Source organism: Paenibacillus sp. Leaf72 (assembly GCF_001422685.1).
Classification (GTDB): Bacteria; Bacillota; Bacilli; order Paenibacillales; family Paenibacillaceae; genus Pristimantibacillus.
Genome location: NZ_LMLV01000035.1, coordinates 406922 through 426122 on the forward strand (window position 1 = coordinate 406922; position 19201 = coordinate 426122).

24 protein-coding genes are annotated in these 19201 nt (G+C 48.2%); 20 read left to right on the forward strand and 4 right to left on the reverse strand.

Going from position 1 to position 19201, the window contains the following annotated elements:
- The first annotated feature begins 225 nt into the window (after positions 1 to 225).
- From ASF12_RS33055 to ASF12_RS33065, 3 genes are read left to right on the forward strand one after another with little or no spacing between them, the layout of a single operon-like run.
- Complete coding sequence (locus tag ASF12_RS33055; protein ID WP_056043913.1) at positions 226 to 705, forward strand: GreA/GreB family elongation factor; 480 nt, start codon at positions 226 to 228, stop codon at positions 703 to 705.
- A complete protein-coding gene (locus tag ASF12_RS33060; protein ID WP_056043916.1) occupies positions 695 to 1189 on the forward strand; it encodes a cation:proton antiporter regulatory subunit in 495 nt (164 codons plus the stop codon). Before ASF12_RS33055 ends, ASF12_RS33060 begins: the two co-directional genes overlap by 11 nt.
- A 3-nt stretch (positions 1190 to 1192) precedes the next feature.
- Positions 1193 to 2395 (forward strand): cation:proton antiporter, encoded by a 1203-nt coding sequence (locus tag ASF12_RS33065; RefSeq protein ID WP_056043919.1) that lies wholly within the window; start codon positions 1193 to 1195, stop codon positions 2393 to 2395.
- A gap of 133 nt (positions 2396 to 2528) precedes the next feature.
- On the opposite strand, the gene ASF12_RS33070 is transcribed toward ASF12_RS33065, so the two are convergent.
- Together ASF12_RS33070 and ASF12_RS33075 are read right to left on the reverse strand one after the other, a co-directional pair.
- Positions 2529 to 3197, reverse strand: coding sequence for a PspA/IM30 family protein (locus tag ASF12_RS33070; protein WP_056043923.1), 669 nt, complete (start codon positions 3195 to 3197; stop codon positions 2529 to 2531).
- A gap of 27 nt (positions 3198 to 3224) precedes the next feature.
- Entirely contained in the window at positions 3225 to 3440 is a 216-nt protein-coding gene (locus ASF12_RS33075) for a PspC domain-containing protein (RefSeq protein ID WP_056043926.1), read from the reverse strand.
- 239 nt (positions 3441 to 3679) lie between these two features.
- On the opposite strand from ASF12_RS33075, the gene ASF12_RS33080 reads away from it, so the two are divergent.
- From ASF12_RS33080 to ASF12_RS33145, 16 genes are all read left to right on the forward strand, one after another.
- Positions 3680 to 4933, forward strand: coding sequence for an outer membrane lipoprotein-sorting protein (locus ASF12_RS33080; RefSeq protein ID WP_056043928.1), 1254 nt, complete (start codon positions 3680 to 3682; stop codon positions 4931 to 4933).
- A gap of 144 nt (positions 4934 to 5077) precedes the next feature.
- On the forward strand, positions 5078 to 6271 hold the full coding sequence (gene alr, locus ASF12_RS33085; RefSeq protein ID WP_056043931.1) for an alanine racemase: 1194 nt from the start codon (positions 5078 to 5080) through the stop codon (positions 6269 to 6271).
- Positions 6272 to 6502: 231 nt separating this feature from the next.
- Positions 6503 to 6784, forward strand: coding sequence for a CopG family ribbon-helix-helix protein (locus ASF12_RS33090; protein ID WP_046233825.1), 282 nt, complete (start codon positions 6503 to 6505; stop codon positions 6782 to 6784).
- 3 nt (positions 6785 to 6787) lie between these two features.
- A complete protein-coding gene (locus tag ASF12_RS33095) occupies positions 6788 to 7138 on the forward strand; it encodes a type II toxin-antitoxin system PemK/MazF family toxin (protein ID WP_046233824.1) in 351 nt (116 codons plus the stop codon).
- Positions 7139 to 7502: 364 nt separating this feature from the next.
- Positions 7503 to 8228 carry a hypothetical protein gene (locus tag ASF12_RS33100; RefSeq protein WP_056043934.1) on the forward strand — a complete coding sequence of 242 codons (726 nt, stop codon included), beginning with the start codon at positions 7503 to 7505 and terminating at the stop codon, positions 8226 to 8228.
- Positions 8228 to 9073 carry a hypothetical protein gene (locus tag ASF12_RS33105; RefSeq protein WP_056043936.1) on the forward strand — a complete coding sequence of 282 codons (846 nt, stop codon included), beginning with the start codon at positions 8228 to 8230 and terminating at the stop codon, positions 9071 to 9073. Before ASF12_RS33100 ends, ASF12_RS33105 begins: the two co-directional genes overlap by 1 nt.
- Entirely contained in the window at positions 9070 to 10449 is a 1380-nt protein-coding gene (locus tag ASF12_RS33110) for an ATPase, T2SS/T4P/T4SS family (RefSeq protein ID WP_056043939.1), read from the forward strand. The genes ASF12_RS33105 and ASF12_RS33110 overlap by 4 nt, the downstream gene beginning before the upstream one ends.
- Positions 10442 to 11377, forward strand: a complete 936-nt coding sequence (locus tag ASF12_RS33115; protein WP_235533358.1) for a type II secretion system F family protein — start codon at positions 10442 to 10444, stop codon at positions 11375 to 11377. Before ASF12_RS33110 ends, ASF12_RS33115 begins: the two co-directional genes overlap by 8 nt.
- Positions 11378 to 11425: 48 nt before the next feature.
- Positions 11426 to 12316 carry a hypothetical protein gene (locus ASF12_RS33120; RefSeq protein WP_056043942.1) on the forward strand — a complete coding sequence of 297 codons (891 nt, stop codon included), beginning with the start codon at positions 11426 to 11428 and terminating at the stop codon, positions 12314 to 12316.
- A gap of 41 nt (positions 12317 to 12357) precedes the next feature.
- The gene (locus tag ASF12_RS35365) at positions 12358 to 12507 is read left to right on the forward strand and encodes a hypothetical protein (protein WP_200931697.1); all 150 of its coding nucleotides are present in this window, start codon (positions 12358 to 12360) and stop codon (positions 12505 to 12507) included.
- Between the two features lie 41 nt (positions 12508 to 12548).
- Entirely contained in the window at positions 12549 to 12695 is a 147-nt protein-coding gene (locus ASF12_RS34980; RefSeq protein ID WP_155973668.1) for a hypothetical protein, read from the forward strand.
- Entirely contained in the window at positions 12692 to 13117 is a 426-nt protein-coding gene (locus ASF12_RS33125; protein WP_056043945.1) for a hypothetical protein, read from the forward strand. Before ASF12_RS34980 ends, ASF12_RS33125 begins: the two co-directional genes overlap by 4 nt.
- A gap of 80 nt (positions 13118 to 13197) precedes the next feature.
- The gene (locus ASF12_RS33130) at positions 13198 to 13686 is read left to right on the forward strand and encodes a hypothetical protein (protein WP_056043947.1); all 489 of its coding nucleotides are present in this window, start codon (positions 13198 to 13200) and stop codon (positions 13684 to 13686) included.
- A gap of 121 nt (positions 13687 to 13807) precedes the next feature.
- The gene (locus ASF12_RS33135) at positions 13808 to 15037 is read left to right on the forward strand and encodes a M24 family metallopeptidase (protein WP_056043950.1); all 1230 of its coding nucleotides are present in this window, start codon (positions 13808 to 13810) and stop codon (positions 15035 to 15037) included.
- Positions 15038 to 15048: 11 nt separating this feature from the next.
- Complete coding sequence (locus tag ASF12_RS33140) at positions 15049 to 15528, forward strand: PH domain-containing protein (protein WP_056043954.1); 480 nt, start codon at positions 15049 to 15051, stop codon at positions 15526 to 15528.
- Positions 15521 to 17167 carry a PH domain-containing protein gene (locus tag ASF12_RS33145; protein WP_162241959.1) on the forward strand — a complete coding sequence of 549 codons (1647 nt, stop codon included), beginning with the start codon at positions 15521 to 15523 and terminating at the stop codon, positions 17165 to 17167. The genes ASF12_RS33140 and ASF12_RS33145 overlap by 8 nt, the downstream gene beginning before the upstream one ends.
- Positions 17168 to 17219: 52 nt before the next feature.
- Here the strand turns inward: ASF12_RS33145 and ASF12_RS33150 are convergent, their stop codons facing one another.
- Both ASF12_RS33150 and ASF12_RS33155 read right to left on the reverse strand, forming a co-directional pair.
- The gene (locus ASF12_RS33150; RefSeq protein WP_056043960.1) at positions 17220 to 17864 is read right to left on the reverse strand and encodes a GNAT family N-acetyltransferase; all 645 of its coding nucleotides are present in this window, start codon (positions 17862 to 17864) and stop codon (positions 17220 to 17222) included.
- 2 nt (positions 17865 to 17866) lie between these two features.
- Complete coding sequence (locus tag ASF12_RS33155; protein WP_056043964.1) at positions 17867 to 18430, reverse strand: hypothetical protein; 564 nt, start codon at positions 18428 to 18430, stop codon at positions 17867 to 17869.
- A gap of 145 nt (positions 18431 to 18575) precedes the next feature.
- Here ASF12_RS33155 and ASF12_RS33160 point away from each other — a divergent pair, with 145 nt between their 5' ends.
- Entirely contained in the window at positions 18576 to 19178 is a 603-nt protein-coding gene (locus ASF12_RS33160; RefSeq protein WP_056043967.1) for a TetR/AcrR family transcriptional regulator, read from the forward strand.
- Positions 19179 to 19201: the final 23 nt, after the last annotated feature.

A 19201-nucleotide genomic window follows, 5' to 3' on the forward strand; every position in this document is an offset into this window, starting at 1 on the left:
TATACGAAATCAATAGTCTGTACAACCTCTTTTCCCTTTTTACATCAGCATAGCTTGTCCCATTAGATTTAAATAATTGCTGGACATATATTAATTGTTTGGTAAGCTTGTTATAAGGCCTCTGACGCAGAGGCCTTATATTATTTTAGGAGGAGAACAGCATGGAAAAAGCGGTTTATTGTTTATGCAAAATCAGTAATGTACGCATAGGGAGTGAGGTCTACTATGAACCATAGTATCGGTTTGTCCTATGCCCAAGAACAGCTTGTGTCGCAGCTTGCCGTGTTAGGTGTCGAGAGGAAACGCTTCCTCGACGCCTATTTTGTTATGCCGGGGAAAGAGCGTATGGAGATGGAACAATTTCTATTCTTGTATACGGAGGCCGTGCAAGAGCTTCTCTCGGAAACGGACGTGCTAATGGAAGAAAAACTTCAATCCATGGTGCTTATTGGCAGCCATATTACGATTGAATATCCTGATTATGAAGCGTTGGATTCCTTTACCATCGTGCTGCCTGAGCAGGCCAATCCAGACGAAAACCTCATTTCCTTTCTGTCGCCTGTTGGCAGGCAATTGCTTTTGGCACGTCTAGGCGAGTCTATCACTGTAGCGACACCATCGGGCCCCATGCGTGTCATTCTCGCTTCAATTAAGTTCACTGCTAACCAATTATCCAGGGAAGGAGGAGCTGTAAGTGGATCTTAGAGAATCCGAATTGCCCGGTATTGGCCGAAAATACAGCCTGCGAACCCGCAGCGGGGAGCAGCTGGTTATCGTCGTTCATAATGATGAACGAAGGGATATTTTTCATATGGACACAGATGAGCCTGATGAGATGCGGTCAATGGTCACACTTGATGACGAGGAAGCCAGAGTTGTATCGGCTATCATTGCAGGCATCACCTATAAGCCTAAATTTCTGGAAAATCAGGAAATAGCGCTAGATAGCTTAGTTATCGAATGGATTCGGCTGGAGCCTTTATCTAAATGCGTTGGCAAACGGATTGGGGAGCTGGATATCCGCAAAACGACGGGTGCGACCATTTTGGCCATAGTAGAGAAGGATAAGACGAAGCATATTAATCCTGGAGCGGAATACGCGTTTACGTCAGGCGTAACATTAGTCGTGGCAGGTGAACGCATTCAACTGAACCAATTAAAAAAACTTTTGCTGAATGGGGCACTTTAGCCCATGGAGACGCTCATATTTGAAGTCGGGATGGCACTGGCGCTCATTACGCTGACAGGCTTGCTTTCAGCGAAGCTTCGCTTCTCGGTTATTCCTTTTTATATTTTGATCGGGATGGCTGTGGGACCGCATGCGCCGCATTTTTGGATTATTGATTTGCGGTTTATTGAGAGCTCCTCCTTTATCGAATTTATGGGACGTTTAGGCATTTTATTTTTGCTGTTTTATTTAGGGCTGGAGTTTTCGGTAGCGCGGCTGTTGAAATCAGGTAAAGCGATAATCGTAGGCGGCTCCTTCTATGTCGCACTGAATTTTCTATCAGGGCTGCTGCTTGGCTGGATTACGGACTTGCCCATCAAAGAAACGCTAGTCGTTTGCGGCATTATGACCAGTTCCTCCACTGCTATTGTGGCAAAGGTGCTGGTCGACTTAAAGAGAACCGCCAACCCGGAAACAGAAATCATTATGGGTATGATCATGTTTGACGATTTGTTTATTGCGGTACACATATCGATTTTGACGGGGCTCATCTTGAGCGGCGCATCCTCTTTTTGGAGCGTTTTGCTAATCTCTTTGACTGCGCTTGCCTTTATCGTTGTATTTTTATTTGTGGGCAGGAAAATTATTAAATATATTGATTTTGCGCTTAATATTAAATCGTCAGAGCTGTTTCTGCTGATGATTATGACGCTGCTGTTTCTTGTAGCAGGCTTCTCGGAAACGCTTCATGTTGCAGAAGCGATTGGAGCATTGATGATCGGGCTTGTACTTGGCGAATCCAGGCATGTGAAGCGGATTGAGCAGCAGGTGTTACCCTTCCGCGATTTTTTCGGGGCGCTGTTTTTCTTTAGCTTTGGATTAACGATCGAACCAGCATCCTTGGGCGGCGCGGTAGGGATGACGCTGATCGCGGTACTTTTGACGCTGGTTGGCAATTTGGGAGCAGGCATGCTGGCGGGCCGTATTTCAGGCATTTCGCCAAAGGCATCGCTTAATGTAGGCTTTACGCTCGTTTCCCGAGGCGAGTTCTCCATCATTATGGCGAACATCGGCAAAGCGGGCGGTTTAATGGTTTCCATTCAATCCTTTGCGGTGCTGTACGTCTTAATTCTTGCTGTGCTCGGTCCTTTGCTTACGAAGGAGTCCAAGTGGATCTATCAAAGCTATGAGCAGTTGCGGAAGAGACTGAGGCGCTCAAGAGGATAACGGACGGTGTGCGAAAAAAAGAACAGGAGCTACTCAGAAAGCAGCATGACTGCTAAATGAGTGGCTCCTGTTCTTATATTTTACCCTCGAAAATGTAGCTTTGCCGCCAGAGGACGGCGACAGCCGTTTACGCTTAGCTGACGGATTTCTTCTGCAATAACCGCTGCAGCTCTTCCTCTACTCTTGCGCTTTGCTGCGCATTTTGCTCTGCAGTTCCCGTTGGGGCACCATCCAGGCCATAAGAAGCTTTGGACAACTCCTGCTGCGCTTCCCGTTCCATCAGCTTCTGTTCAATACGGTCAAAACCTCGGGAAGCGAAGCTTCCGTGCAAGGAATCCGCTGATGAATAGCCAGTGGCTCCGTCTGTTTTCTTCAAGCGCAGAACGAGCTCTTTGCGTTTTTCCTGCAGCCGAATTTTTTCTTCCTTAAGCGATTCGAGACGAAGACCGAGCTCAAACGCGCTCTGCTTGGCTAGCTGAGCCAGCTTTGTAGTTTCTTCTTTCTGATCGGCATAAGCCAGTTTTGCTTCAAGTGCAGCGCGGGCTTCTTCCTCGCGTTCACCTGCGACCGCTTGCTCTGCTTTGCTTTCATAGTAGTCGGCTTGTTGCTGCAGCTCCGAAAGCTTTGCCAGAAAAGCACGCTCTTGCGCCTGCTGATGCAAGCTCTCTCGTTCAGTATTTGCAATGTCCTCGTCCAGATCCCTCAAATACTGGTTAAGCATCGTCACCGGGTTTTCCATTTTATCTAACATTTCATTGGCCGCTGCCTTCGTCATACTAAATACACGTTGTAAAATTCCCATTCTATCATCTCTCCTCGAAATTAATTTTTAGTAGTTATCAGAAAATCTGAAATCGCCATGTGGAGCCTTTGGAACAACCAACGTCGCAATGAAGTAGGCAAGGATGACTGCACCGCAGCTGAAAAGGGATGCAAAAACAACAAGCAATCTTATAATAGTAGGATCAATGCCGAGCCAGTGTCCAATTCCTCCGCAGAGACCGGTTAGCTTGCTATCCGTCGTTGATCGAAATAATTTTTTCATAACGTTCATCCTTTCCCGTGTTCGTCTATGTCCTTATTGTAATGCGCTCCGCGAGATTGCGTAACGGACCGCAGTCCGTTCAGCATACTAGCCTTTAGGCGGGCATCAACGCGACAAATGGCGGGGGAAACATAGATTGCTTTTCTCAGTGAGCTTGTCAAACTAGTCCGCATAAATGTCCAAGTTCCCTCATACACATGAATCAGATGGCAAAACATTGTGAAGAGGGGTTGATTTTAATGCGTCGCATGACATGGGCCGCGGCAATGATATTATGTTTTTCACTCGTATTGGCTGCCTGCGGGACGAAGGATGCCGAGTCCGTGGTGAAGGATCTGGACAAGGTAGTAAATGGGCTTGAGAGCTATCAAGGAAGCGGGACAATGACACTTCATACGGGCCAACAGCCGCTTACCTACAAGGTTGAAGTATCCTACCAGAAGCCGCAATATTACCGCATCAAGCTGACTAATGAAGAAAAAGACATTACTCAAATTGTACTGCGCAATGACGATGGCGTTTTCGTCCTGACGCCACGCCTCAATAAAGTGTTCCGTTTCCAAAGCGATTGGCCGCAAAATCAAGGTCAGGTTTATTTGTACCAGACGCTCGTGCAGAGCATTTTGCTGGATAACTCGCGCCAATTTGCTTCTGAAGAAAGTGCCTACGTCTTCGACGTTATGGCAAATTACAATAATGGATCTTTGGCGCGGCAAAAGATTTGGCTCGACAAGTCAAGCTATAAGCCAGTCCATGTTGAGGTCAGCGATGCCAATGCTGCGCTAATGGTCGAGGTGCAGTTCAATACATTCGAATTTGGCTCCAAATTTGATAAGAGTGTATTTGAAACAGAGGCTAATATGAAGTCGACCCCATCGAGCAGCGGCACAGGCGAGCAAGCAACTTCGGCAATTCCGGAGGATAATGTCAATAACAATGGCACGGACAATAATCAGGCATCTGGCTCAGACAATAATGCAGGCGGGCAGAACGAAGTGGACAGCAGTACAGGCATCTCTGGCAATGCCAATACAGATGGCAATTCGGAGCAAAACAATGGCACTGATCAAAATGCGAGTACAGATCAAAATACAGACGGCAGCTCGAATGCAAATGAGGAAGCCAATGAGACAAGCGCGCTGCCGGATGATGGCGTGTTCCTGACAATGGCTCCGACGTATTTGCCGGATGGTGTCGTTTGGAAAGACAGCAGTGATGTGGAGTTCGCTGGAAATCCTGGCCAACTGACTCGTTACACAGGCGTTTACGACTTCTCGCTCATTCAGACTCAGCCTCACGATCAAGCAGCCTCGCTTGTCCCAGGCACCTTGGTGGATCTTGGCTTTACGTGGGGAGAGCTCACCTCGGGAACCGAGCAGCAAACGCTCAGCTGGACTTATGAAGGCGATCAGTTCAGGCTGACAAGCGCCACGCTGCCAGAAACCGAAATGATCAAAATTGCCCAATCCGTGCAATCGGGCGTCGATAAATAGGAAGAACCCTGAATTTCCAAGACGTGCTAATCAAATCCGGCAGTCATTTCATTGACAGTCCTGACGGCAACGTATAACATTAATACTATTGATGTTTACTGGCCTTCATGTATGGGGCTGCCGGATGAGGAGAAGGTGAACGACTTGGAGGGGTATTATCGCCCAACACGGGTAGAAATTTCTTTGGATGCGCTGCGCCGCAATTTGAGCGTGTTTCGAGCGCATATGGGCGAGGACGTACGCCTGATGGCTTCTGTGAAAGCCAATGCTTATGGCCATGGAGCGGTGGAAATCGCACGGGAAGCTGCGAGCTGCGGAGTAGATTATTTAGGGGTCGCTTTTCTGGATGAGGCATTGGAGCTGAGACGGGCAGGCATTTCCATCCCTATATTGGTGCTTGGCTATGTTGCTGCAGATGCGCTGTGGCTTGCAAGAAAACATGATATAACGATAGCCTTGTTTCGCGAGGATGTATTAGAGGCAGCGTCCAAGCTGCCAGCTCCGGATGAGGATCATTTTAATAATAAGCTAAAGGTTCATATTAAAGTAGATTCCGGCATGGGACGGCTTGGGCTCATTGGAGCGGATGCGGCTATCCCTTTTATTGAAAAGGCGCTTTCCGTTCCCCAGCTTGAGGTCGAAGGGTTATTTACCCACTACGCCCGTGCGGATGAGCATGACAAAAGCTATACGATTTTGCAGCATGAGCGTTTTCAGGAAGTCGTTCGTTATGTGTTGCAGCAGAAGCTGCCGATTCCGATCATTCATGCGGCTAACAGCGCTGCAGGCATGGATACGCCGGAGCTTGCGGGCAATATGCTGCGGCTTGGCATTAGTATGTATGGCCTTTACCCTTCGGATGAGGTGCGCCATGATGAGCTGCAGTTGGAGCCGGTATTGTCGCTTAAGACAGAGATCGTCATGGTGAAAAATGCACCTTCTGGCTGGGGCATCAGCTACGGCGCTCGTTATGTGACGCAGGGCGAGGAGCGGATTGGAACGCTCCCGATTGGCTATGCCGATGGCTTTAGCCGGATGCTGACAGGCAAAGCGCAAGCGCTTGTTCGTGGCGTAAAGGTTCCTGTCCGCGGGACGATCTGTATGGATCAGTGCATGATTGCGCTTGATGCGGCGGCGACGGAAGCTGGAGAACCCGTTGAGCAAGGCGAAGAGGTTGTACTCATTGGCGATCAGGGCAATGCGCGGATTTCTGCAGAAGAGGTTGCGAAGCAGCTCGATACGATTAATTATGAGGTCACCTGCATGCTGGCCGCTCGTGTACCGCGTGTCTATTTTAAGGATGGAAAGGCGCTATCCGTCGTAAATCCTTTAATTTGACAGCATGAGCGTTCGGGAAAAATTTCAAATGCCATTTTTACGCAAAAAAAGAGGGATTTCACCATTTGTCTCGAATTAATGCTAGGTCGGGTTTAAAGACGCTAAAGTACGTCATGTTCGTACAGCATATTTGATATATCGCTGACATAGATATGTTGAAGTATAGAGGGGCCTTATTATTGCAATAATGTGTATTAAAGGTTGTGGAAAAGTTTTGGAGGTGCTTGTTCGGTGGCCAATGTGCAGAACACCAAGAGGATCATGATTAGCTTGCCGGATCATTTACTGGAGGAGGTTGACGGTATCGTAGCTAAGGAGAACTCTAACCGCAGTGAATTTATTAGGCAGGCTATGAAGCTGTACCTTGTGGAAAGAAAGAAACGGCAAATCCGCGAGTCCATGCAGCGTGGGTATCTGGAGATGGCGAAAATCAACTTGAACATGGCCTCGGAAGCTTTTCAAGCGGAGGTAGAGGCTGATCACACGCTCGGCCGTCTTGTAAGCGGGGTGTAGAGCTTGATCGTAAAACGTGGAGACGTGTTCTTTGCTGATCTGTCACCTGTCGTCGGATCGGAGCAGGGAGGAGTGCGGCCTGTTCTTGTCATTCAGAATGATATCGGCAACCGGTTTAGTCCGACCGTCATTGTGGCGGCCATTACCGCGCAGATTCAGAAGGCGAAGCTCCCTACACATGTAGAAATGAACGCGGCTGCACATGGCTTTGACCGGGATTCCGTCGTTCTGCTTGAGCAGATTCGAACGATCGACAAACAGCGGCTGACCGACAAAATTACGCATTTGGACGATGAAACGATGCGTAAGGTCGATGATGCGCTGCTGATTAGTGTGGGCTTGATTGATTTTTAAAAATATAAGCATTTATAAGTTTCACACTTATAATGGGCTTATATTTCAGCGTGAAACGGTAGCATTGCCGCCAGAGGATGGCGACAGCCGTTTCACCTTGACGGGTTATATCCTGTGTAAATGCGCTCCCCTATAGCATCCGTTGATGCTGTAGGGGAGCGCATTTGTGCATGAACGGCGTTTGAAAATTTATTATAAAAAAAGATGGACAAGAAATGTTTCCTTTGCTATTATGTGGTTAATCAAGAAACACACCAATTACATATGAGCAATATTTAGCGAAGAACGCTAGTAGTTAAGCCTTTTATAGGCTGCTGCTGCGTTCTTTTTTTGTTGTCTGCTAATGGCTCGAAAGGGGGAAGGAATGAATAGAAAAAGGAATATTTGGATCAGTGTGCTGGCTGCGCTGTTGTCGGGTGCGCTTGTATACGGCCTGTTCCAGATTCAGCAGCTGCAATTGCAGCGACAAGAAATGGTTGCTGTCGTCGTGCCCAAGCGTTTTATTATGGCTGGCGCAACTTTGATGGCAGAGGATCTCGCCTACCGGTATGTACCGAAAGCCGCTTACGACAATGGAATGCTGCTGGATGCTGCGACTGCTGCCGGAATGGAGACGATTGTACCGCTCGGCAAGCAGGAACCGATTCTCGGTTGGAAAATCGACCGCTTTCACCTGCTGCCGGGCAGCGGCGAATCGACCTTCCAAATTCCGCGCGATTATGTACGCTCCATCTCTAACGGCATTCGCGCCGGGGATAAGGTGGTGCTGTATTTATCCGGTGAAGGAGAAGGTACCGGGCGCCTGTTTGATCAGGCAATTACAGTAGCGTCAGTCAAATCCTCAGGCAATGTTGAAATCGATAATATGGACGATCCGAATCTGCTCTCCTTAGCGGATGGGGATAAGGAAAAGATGTATGCCTCCCGGCGTGAGGCCAATGGCATGATCGATTACATAAACCTCAATCTGACCGAGAGGCAGTGGCTTGCAATCGATGGCTATTGCAAGGATGGAAGCTATAAGCTTGTCGTTGCTTTCAGCCCCGAATCGCTTAATGTTGTGGATGAGATGAAGGAGGAGCAGCCTTGATGGAGCAGCGAATACCGCTCATTGCCTTTGTGGGAACGACGCCTAATATTGGGACGACGACAGCGGCTTTTGCGGCGGCATACCGAATGGCCGAAGCCAGCGGCCTGCATGTCGGCTATTTATGCCTGCATCTTAAGAGCGCGAAGCTCCATCGCTACCTCGGCATCAAGGAGCCGCAAAGCACGCTCGACAAGCTGCGGCCTGAGCTGCAATCAGGCTCGCTGACACCGGGAAAATTGAAGAGTGCTATGCATGTGGTTGAAGGAAGAGAGAATTTGCGAGTGCTGTTCGGCAATGTTGTGCGTGATCAGGCCGAATTTTTTACCCCTGAGGAGGCCGAGCATTTGATCCATATTGCGGGGCAAACCTTTGAGGTGCTTTTTATGGATGTCAGCGCTTATTGGGACAATGCAGCTACCGTGTGTGCATTGCGGCTGGCGAGTACGCGAATTGTAGTCACGACCGGTGCGCTTTCCCATTTTCAGGAGGATGGAAGACGCTGGATCACACAAATTTCTCCGTTATTCGGCCTGACAGCTGACCAATACAATACCGTTATTATAGAGCCCCCATGGGGCAGAGGAGGCTATCGAATGAAAGATATTTGCAAGGAAATGGGTACGGTGAAGCTAGGTGAAATGCAAATGACGAAGGATACATTTATCCATTTGGACAGCGGCAAGCTTGGTCAATGGCTGGGGGAAGATCAGGCGGGCAGGACAGCAATGAAAAAACCATCGCAGCAGTTAATGGAGCGATATGGCATTCGGACTATAGCTCCTGCTTTTAAGCTGCAGCCTTGGTATCGCAAGCTGCTCTCGCATCGCAATGAGGCCCGCTCTTGAAGGCGGGAGACAGCCGATTTTCTCCTTTTGATTATTCAGCCCAGTTGAGAGTGGGGGCGACTGGAAGCAAGGAAGGAGAGGGCGGGGACGTGCACCTGCCAGATCCGTCACATGAAGCGGATTTTGACAGGCTCGCTGATGAGATGAAAGCTTTTTTGGCAGCGCCGCGTGGGCTGAATGATGAGGAGCGAAGGCAGTACAATGAGACGCTGAACCGTGCTGTACTTGGGTTTATGCCAGAGCGGGAACAGATTTATGCAGTTATTAATGATCGGTTGCGGCGACTACGCATTCATAATCAAGATGGTAATCATCATCCCTATCAAACGCTTGCTGAGGCCTTGTTCGCCGAGGTTATTGGGCTGAATGTGCTTGAACTCGTTTTGCAGCATAAGGAAGGGCTGGAGGAGGTGCAGGTCGTAGGCACGCAAATTTATGAGGTTCGCAGTGGTGAGGCTGTTATGTCGAAGCATCAATTTGCAAGTGTTCGCGATGTTGAGCGTATTCAGAGCAACTTGGTGCTGTATAACAATGATCGGTTTACCCCGCGCAAGCGCTGGGCGGAGGTGATGCTGAGCGACGGCTCGCGCGTCACGATGACAGGATTCGGCTTCACCTCGAAGCCGACGCTGACAATTCGCTTTTTTACAGTTAAAAGCTTTGGCCTGCCTGTACTTAGCGAGCCGGAATACGCAACGATAAGTCATGCGATGCTTGCCATGCTGCAAGCTGTGCTGCATGCGAGATTCAATCTTATTATTATTGGGCCGACGAATTCCGGCAAAACCCATTTCATGAAGGCGCTAATTGCAAGCCTGCCTGATGAGGAGCGGATCATTACCATTGAAGGGCGCTTCGAAATGATGCTCGGAAGAGACTTTCCAGCAAAAAATATCGTCGAATATGAAGCCGACGAGGATGATCCTCAGCACCAGGCTAGCCGGGCGTTCAAATTGGCCCTTAGGCAATCTCCTCAGCGCATCGTGCATGCGGAGATTCGGGACAGCGATGCTAACATATATGTGAGAGCCTGCACTAGAGGGCATTCCGGCAGCATGACAACCGTGCATGCGAATGCGCTGGAGGATGTGCCAGAGACGATCACCGATATGTGCATGCTGGATGGGCGCGGCATGAACCCGGAACGACTGACGAAACGGATAGCCGAATATGTGGTGGAGATTGGAATTGAAATGCGCAACATCAGAGGGCGGCGCGTCGTATCGCGCCTTGCTGAAATAGGCTGGGCGGACAACGAGGTGAAAGTACGGGATTGGGCCGTTTATGATGAAGCGCTGGAGCAGTGGCAATATCCGCAGCGACCTTCGCAGCGAGCTATGAAGAAGCTGGCGAGGGGAGGTTTGTTTTTTGACTAGGCTGTATGTGCTTGGAGGCGGTGCACTGCTATTTTTGTTCCTGTTTATTATGGTTGCTGCTTTGCTTATCTTGTGGATGGAGAGGCATGAGCGGTTAGCTAGACTAGCCTATCGGCAGCGAGGGCGCTTCCGCCACCTTCTGGAGCAGCGACTGCAGCGGATGGACAAGCTCTATCGTCCGCTTGCCGATTTATTAGAGGCGCTCCAGATCAAGCTGCAGCCATTGGCATTTTTATGCTTGTCGGGCCTGCTGCTGCTGATTGGGCTGGCCGCTGGCGGATTGTTTTTTCAGACGATAAAAGGCACCCTGCTGTTCGGGGTTGTACTGGGCTGTTTGCCATATACGGTGCTGCGGGCGCTGCTCGTCCAGCGTCAAATGCAGACACAGGTCGAATTTTTACCTGCCATTGAGCTGTTTTATCAGTGTTATTTAGTGAACGGCGGGGTACAGGTGAGGGCAGCGCTGCAGCGAACGATTGATGAAAGAAGGCTGCTCGGCCCGATGAAAGCCGTTTTTGAGCAACTATATCGCAATTTGTCTGTCCGCGGTGATGATGAAGCGAGTTTGCGGATTTTTGCTGCATCGCTTGGGCATACGTGGGCGGATTACTTCGCTAATATTTTGCGCGTTGCGCTTGCTGAAGGCGTGCCGATGGCAGATGGCCTCAAAGATTTGCTGACGGATATGCGCAAAGCACGGCGAGCGAATGAGCAGGAGCGGAATCGGCTGCTGGAAATCCGCATTGCCAATTTTACGCCGATGTTGTTTTTGGCTTTATTTATTGGCATCAATATGCATTATAACGAGCAGAATGCCTACTATTATTATGTTCTGGACGCGAAGGGCAGAGATATGCTTTTAAATGCGCTGCTGCTCATTTTTGGCTCCTTTTTAATGGGACTATGGCTATCTCGAAAAAAAATGTAAGCTGCTGTGCATTACGTATGTGCAGGCAGGAAAGGAGGCAAGGCTGCGATGCATCATTGGGTCGAAATCGGCGCGCGTATAGGAGCAATTGCGGCCCAGTTTATATTTGGATTTATTGCAGTGGCCGCTATACTCAGGCTGCTGCCGCAGAAGAAGCCCCGCTGGCTGCATCTCACTGGAATCAAATGGCGGTCAAGAAAAATACCGGATGGATGGCTTAGCAAGCTTAAGCTTTCAAGGGAACAACAGTCATATGTCGACCGGGAAATGCTGCTCGCAGGATGCGGAGTGGAAGTAGACCCCGGTTGGTACGTAGCTGCTCGCAAATTGCTGCTTATTGTAGGGCTAATAATTATTTCTATCTGTGTACCTGTAAGTGCGGGTCAGGGTCAGGACAGCATTATGGCCTATTTAACCGCATTGCTCGTTTTTTGCTGGATTTTGCTGCTTTGGGATTTGCCATGGCTTCGGATGCTGCGCAAGCTTCGATCGGAGCGCATGACCAAGGAAATTTATGTAATGAGCAATCAATTGCTTTATTTGGCTGATTCGTCACTGCATATTCATACGAAGCTGACACGCTGCATCCCGTATACGAGAACGCTTCGCGGCGATTTGGAGCGGCTGCTCGGAGAATGGTATCACGATGCCGAACAGGCATTGCGCCAATTCAAGTTTAGAATGGGAACGGATGACGGCATGAGCTTTGTAGAGACCATTGATTCGCTTCGCATCGATGACAGCGAGGAGTATTATATGCTTTTGCGTGACCGTATTCAGGAGTATAAGGAGAAGCTGGAGCTTGCCAAAGACAGCCGCAAGGAGACAGCATCGTATTTGCTCTTTATGCTTGCGGGAGTTCCTATTTTATATACGTTTCAAGTTTTTATTTATCCATGGGTGATGGAGGGACAGAAGTTGTTCGCATCATTGGGCTGAGGGTTATGAATCTCCAACATGTAAAAGGAGGTGAATTCGCAATGCGCAATATTTTAATGACCGTCATGCTGTTAGTTGTCGTTATTTTGCTTTTCAACGGCATTATTGCTAAGGACACGACTGGCACCAGCAGCCAAATCCAATCGCAAGGAGACGCTGCCAATGAAAAAATCAGCAAGCTGCTGCAGTAGGGTTTATGGCCAGCGTTAGCGGCAAGGAGAGGGGGAAGGCGATGAGGAGCCTGCTGGCAGCCATTTTGCTGCTTGTGACGATTGTTATGATTTACTCTGGAGCTGCAGAAGGGGATCAAGGAATGAAAAAACAGCTCGAACGCTCCGGTGATGCCACAAGCAGCTATATAAGGACGATGAGCCCATGAAGAGCATTTTAGTATTTGTGCTGTTCTCAACGATTTTATGCTGGCTGATGTTCTCGCCTATTTATAAACATGTGCTGATTGTGCGCCAGGCTGTACTGCAGCAGGAGGTTGATTATTTGCTGGAAATCGGGGCGAGCGGCAAGTATGGCTATATCAGTCCAGAGATGCTTGAGCAGTCGCGGCAGCGGCTGGCAAAGTTCGGAATGAAGCCGGAAGCGCTGATTTTTGAGGTAGCGGCTGATAATGGCGAGCAGGCAACGAATTTTGCTATGCCCTTGCTGCGAGGAACAGGATTGATCGTTCAGCTTAGCTATCCCTATGAGGGACTGTTTCAATTGGATCGCTTAATCGGCGTGGAGCCGCCTCATGAAAATGGCAGGCTTCGCGCTACAGGCATCAAAATGAGCGAATATGTACCTTGAAAAAAGGCAATTAAAGCCCTATTAGGGCGCTTGTAAAGCTGAATGACTAAATGGGTGAACAGGCGACAGGGAGTTATGCTATGTATAAGCTGACAATCATTGTGCTGATGATGACAATCTGGCTCATGCTGCACGTTATGCAGACAGATGAGGAAATTGCGATGAAGACGCTTTTCCAGGGCAAGCATGCGTTGAACCGTGCCGTTCATGCGGCTGCACAGCAGATCGATAAAACTGCGCTAGGAGACGGTATCGTCCGCATAGATCCAGTGGCAGCCGAAGCGGCAGCAAGCCGTTATTTGCAAGGCAATCTGCAGCTTGATGCAGCAGGGAAGCCGCTCGGCAGCTCCTTCCTGCACGATCCGGTTAAAGTTTTAGTTTTCGAGGTCATTAACGGTGAGCATGCTTTTCCTTATCAATACGTAAATTCGCAATACAGCTATGAAGCTACGCTGCGCCGACCAGGTGTTGTCATGATCATTAAGGTTGTGAACCCAAGGGTGTTCACAGTGCTTGAGCCAATTGAATGGACGATTAAAAGCGTGTCCGAGCTGACTTTTGATTTTTAACCGTATAAAGGAGATGTTGATCATAAAAATGCTTGCGGCAGCTGCCTTGCAGTTGACTGCCATTTGTAAAATTGTTCTAATGAAGGGGAGGGATAAATGATTTCGGGAGTTGAGCACAACGATGGATAAGACGACGATAACGAGAGACATACCGGATGACTTGGTTCAGGAGCGGATAAGCAAGCTTCAGCTGGAGATGGGCAAGAAGGCGATTGACGGCATGCTGCTCACACAAAATATAGATTTGTATTATTACACAGGCTCGATGCAAAATGGTTACGCTTTTGTTCCAGCCGAAGGCGCGCCCGTATTTTTCGTCAAACGCAGCCTGGAGCGTGCAAGACTGGAGACGCTGTTTGCTGTAGAGCCATTAGGCTCATTCCGCCAATTCGGACAAACGCTTGCGGAGCGGTTTCCGCAATTGTTTAAGGCGGGCGCTTCTGCTACTGTGGCTGTGGATCTTGATGTACTTCCAGCACAAACCTATATAAAGCTTAACCAGCTGCTGCAATCGGCTGGGGCAGGCGAACTAGTGGATGGTTCTGCCCTTATTAGAGGACAGAGGATGATTAAATCGCCTTGGGAAATCAAGCGAATAGAAGCTGCGGCGCAGGCTGTAGATGAGGCATTAGGCGAAGCTTTGAATGTGTTGAAAGAGGGTATTACAGAGCTGGCCTGGATAGCCAGAGTGGAATATGAGCTTCGGCTCCGCGGGCATATCGGCTTGATGCGCATGCGCGGCTACAATCAGGAGGTAGCGACAGGGATGGTGACGTCAGGAGCTGCTGCAGCGGTACCTACTTATTTTGACGGTCCGGCAGGCGGCCTTGGTTTAGGGGCTGCTTCTCCGCAAAGCGTCAGCCGCAAAGTCATCGGACGCAATGAGCCGATACTCATTGATGTGGGCTGCTGTATTGACGGCTACATTATTGATCAGACGCGTACTGCGGTTATTGGAGAGCTTTCAGAGCAGCTTGCTCATGCTTACCGAACGTCGGAGGAAATGATGCGTGCAGCGGAAAAAGGGATGGTTCCCGGGACGCCATGCTCAGGGCTTTATATCGCTTCGCTTGATCAAGCGGCCGCTGCGGGGCTTTCTGCGCATTATATGGGTTATGGCCTTGATCAAGCGAAGTTTCTTGGACATGGCATTGGCCTTGAAGTAGATGAATGGCCTGTGCTGGCCCGCGGCTTCGATCTGCCGCTCGCTCCCGGAATGGTGCTTGCAGTTGAGCCGAAATTTACTTTTCCCGGCCAGGGGGTTGTTGGAGTAGAGAACAGCTATGTCATTACAGATGGAGCTCCTCGCCAGCTTACACGAACGAAAGAGCAGCTAATTGTATTGCCATAGGGGGACTAGAAATGAATAGGGCTTTAACGCAGAGGGTCGATAAGGATTACGTCAAATTAATCCGGATTGAGGCAGCTATTGCAGCGGCAATTGGTTATTTAATCGTATTCGGTTATGGGATATTGGCTCTATCGAAAGAGTGGACGCTTATTCCGTTATGGATCGGACTTGGGGTCGTTACGGTTTATAGCGTGTTGGATATTTGGGTAGTGCCAAGCCTTCGCTACCGTCGATTCCAATACGAACTGTTTGCGGAAGAGCTTGAGCTGCAATACGGGCTAATCATTATTAAAAATGTGCTCGTTCCCATGGTTCGTGTCCAGCATGTAGAGCTTGAAAGCGGACCGCTTATGCGAAAGTTTAAGCTGGCGAGCGTAGCAGTTGTAACGGCAGCCACGATTCATCGCATTAAAGGGCTCAAGCTGGAGAAAGCCGAGGAGCTGAAACGCAAAATCGGACAGCTTGCGAAAGTGGATGATCAGCATGAATAATCCGCGAAGACTGCACAAAGTATTTGTTATTTTTACGCTGTTCCAGTTTGTTAAAGGACTATTGCCGCTTATTATTATTACGCTGCTTAGAAAATCGGGATTTCTTGGGCTGGAGTGGTATTGGTATGCAGGAGCCGTGGGATTAATTGTCCTTGCTTTGTTTTTTGGCTTTCTAGAATGGCGGACCTTCACCTACACACCAGAAGCAGACCGCATTGTCATTCGAAAAGGCGTATTATTCAAGGATGAGAAGACGATTTATTATGCACGCATACACTCGGTCAATGTGGAGCAGCCATTCCTGCAGAGGATTCTTGGTGTTGCGGAGCTCAAAATTGAAACGCCAGGTGGAGGAAAAAAAGCAGATGGCATATTGCCAGCGCTCACTGTACGAGATGCAGAGCAGCTTCGCCAGCAACTGCTGTCCCGTCAGCACGAAACGGTAGAAAGGGCTGCTCATCAGGCAGACGATAGCAAGCGCATAATCAGGCTGGATAAAGACGTCGACACCTCGAAGCATGGAGCTAGCGCAGTTCCGATAGAAGGTGCCCATGGCGTTTCAGCCAATAGCGAGTTAGGCGGCTTGAACTATAGCGCAAACGGCCTTTCGGAACTAGAAACGGGAGCAAGGCAAGCTTTTAACCATCATTCCAGCTCTGGCAAGCAATCATCTAAATCGGGAGATAGCGCGTATTTTCGCCTGACTATCGGACAGCTGCTGCTGGCAGCAGCCACTTCTATGAATTTAGGTCTTGCGCTCGCTTTTATTGCGGGTATTTATTCTTTTGCTGATGATTTTCTGGAGAAATTTGCTCCTATGCGAATATTTGAAATGCTGTATGCGGAATCGAAAAGCTTAGTGCCCGGCTATGTCATCATCGGCATTGCTGTCGCCGCAATTTGCGCATTGGCAGCGGCTTGGGCGCTATCAATTATTTTGTACATTATTAAATACAGCGGATTCGCCGTTCATCGTGAAGGTAAGCGAATATCGGTATCATACGGTATGCTGGACAAAAAAGCTTATCTATTTGATCCGAACAAGGTACAATCCGTCCTCATTGAGGAGGGCATCTTCCGGCAAATGATAGGTTATGCCCAAATTAAGCTTCAAGTTGTCTCGTCTGACAAAAACGAACAGCTCATGCTTCATCCTTTTGTGCCAGTAAAGGAGCTGGAGCATGTGATTAGCCATTTTGTGCCCCAGATGAAGCTAATGGAGATAAACGCACACGCCCCTAAGCGGGCCTTGCTTTATTATATGCGCATCGAGCTTGCGGTCGCTCTTCTCCTCTGCGGCGCGGCATTCGGATTCTGGGGTACAGCCGCTCTGTGGTCGTTGATCCTTATCCCGATTGTTTACTTATGGAGACGGGCCTGCCATAAAGCTGCAGGAGTAAGACTGGAAAACGGCCAATTAACACTGCGCCGGCGTAATTTGGCAAGAATCACCTACCTGGTACGCCGACCGCAAATTGTCGCCATGAAGGTGAAACGCAGCTGGGGGCAGCAGCGAAAAGGTTTAGTAACTTTAGGTGTGCGCACGATGGGAAATGCGAGTGATTACAGTGTAGCTGTTCTTGACCATAACGATGTAGAGCCCGTATGGAACTGGTTCAGCAGGGGAAAACGACAATAATTTGGTGGCAATTAAGTCTATCATGGCAATGATTCTGGCTTAATATGTCCGCTCAGATTCGCTGTCCTTTTTGATAAAACATGCAATAGACAGGCAAATGACCGATTTGTAATTTCTGGCTTAATGCAAAGGCAAAACGGCGATATAAATTTACATTATCGACGTTTTCTGTATCCAAAGCTACGCCATGCGAATAATCGTCCGCGAGCGCTGTTTCTAATACATGCAGCAGCAGAGCTTTCCCAATTCCTGTACCTTGAGCATCGGGCTTTACGCCAATCATAATAAGGTAGTGATGCGGCAGGGCTGGTGCAGCGGTGCGGGTGACTCGCATATAGGCATTAAGCTGGCCCAGCGATTTACGGGATATACGTGTGAATAAAGGAAGCAGCCTTCCTAACAGCAGCAATCCGCCATTTTTTTGTTGAAGCTTGCTTTTGTGCGGCGTCTCAATGACGTATGCGCCAAGCAAGCTTTCTTTTTTGTATATACCCCATATTTCTTCATTTAGAAGGAAGCTTTTATCAAATATAAAAGACAAGAAGGCCTGTATGCTTTTATTTGCTCGATTATCGAGCTTTGGATCACCAAATATATAGATAAATAATGGGTCTTCTGCAAAGGCGCTGCCCATGACAGAAAGGAAGGATTCCTTATCTGACTTGGCAAGTCTGACAACATGGTAGGAATGACTCATGATTAGCTACCCGAATGCTGTAAGGCTTTGCCATAATGGTCGACAGCGAAGCTAAACAGCACCTTCAGCATGAATAGCAAAAAAATAATGAGCATATAGGGCTCTAAGTGTGGCAGCATAGGCATAACGCCCATCCCTATAGATAAAAGCAGGCCTGCAACGAACAGCTGTGTATGCTTGCCAATTAGAGCATTTACAATGAATGCGCCTACGATTGTGTAGAGCCAAACGCTGACAGCATAAACGACTGCCGTGTCCAGAAACAGCGAAACTGCCACAATATGAACATGGATGGCTATAAATACAGCTCGATTGATTTTCCGCTTTGCATAAAAATTGCTTGTTGAAGCGGTGAAATTAGCAAGACAGCCTGAAAAAATATCGAAAACCAACAATAAAGCCAAAACACTGCGCCAAAATGGCAAGCCTGCTGTAAGCTCAGGAAAACTTACATATAACGCAGCAGTCAACAAACCTCCGAACAGCAAAATGCTTAAAATCGCGATTATGCTCTGTTTCTCACCCAATACATCATGCAGAAATGAAGGGATTTTTAATGGTCTCAATGTCGCTCCTCCTAATTATGTAGTGTTTGAATTATATTACTACAAAATTATTATAACTGTGAAAAGAACAATCTTCAATAGATTTATACTCATTTTATTGATTTACTCTAAAACTTCTACTAAACTAAATAATGAGGTGGAGAAGATGAACGGCTTCGAACGAAGGAAACAGCAAAAACTTGAGCAAATATACAGCGCAGCGTTCCAACTTTTTTTTAGTTATGGCTTCCAGAAGGTTAGCGTGAATGAAATTGCAGAAAAGGCAAAAGTGTCGCCAGCTACAATTTATAATTATTTTAAAACCAAAGAGCAGCTCTATTTCGATATGCTTATGGACTGGATGGATAAGCAGCTGGAACAATATGAGCGAATTTTGGGTTCAGATATTCCTTTCCCTGAGAAGACGAAAGAAATAATGTTATGCGAGGCCAAAAATTTAAAGCTGCTATCCGAAGATTCCCATCAAGCGGCATTTTCTGGGCAAGCTGAATTCGTAAGTTTAATGGACCGGTATAATGAACGGAAGGTCGTGCCTTTTTTTAAGCGTTTTGTTGCGATGGGCAAGCAGGGGGGCTATATTCATTCTGATATTAGCGAAGAGATGGTGATGCTTTATTTTATAATGTTTAAAAATGAGCTCAGTCGGCATTGGGAAGCCTCGGATCAAGTAGGTGGAAACATGCTGAGCCTGGAGCAGCTCGTGGAATTTTTTTTCTACGGACTATCCAGACAAGGGCAAACACCGTAATCACCGTAATTTGAATCGAAATG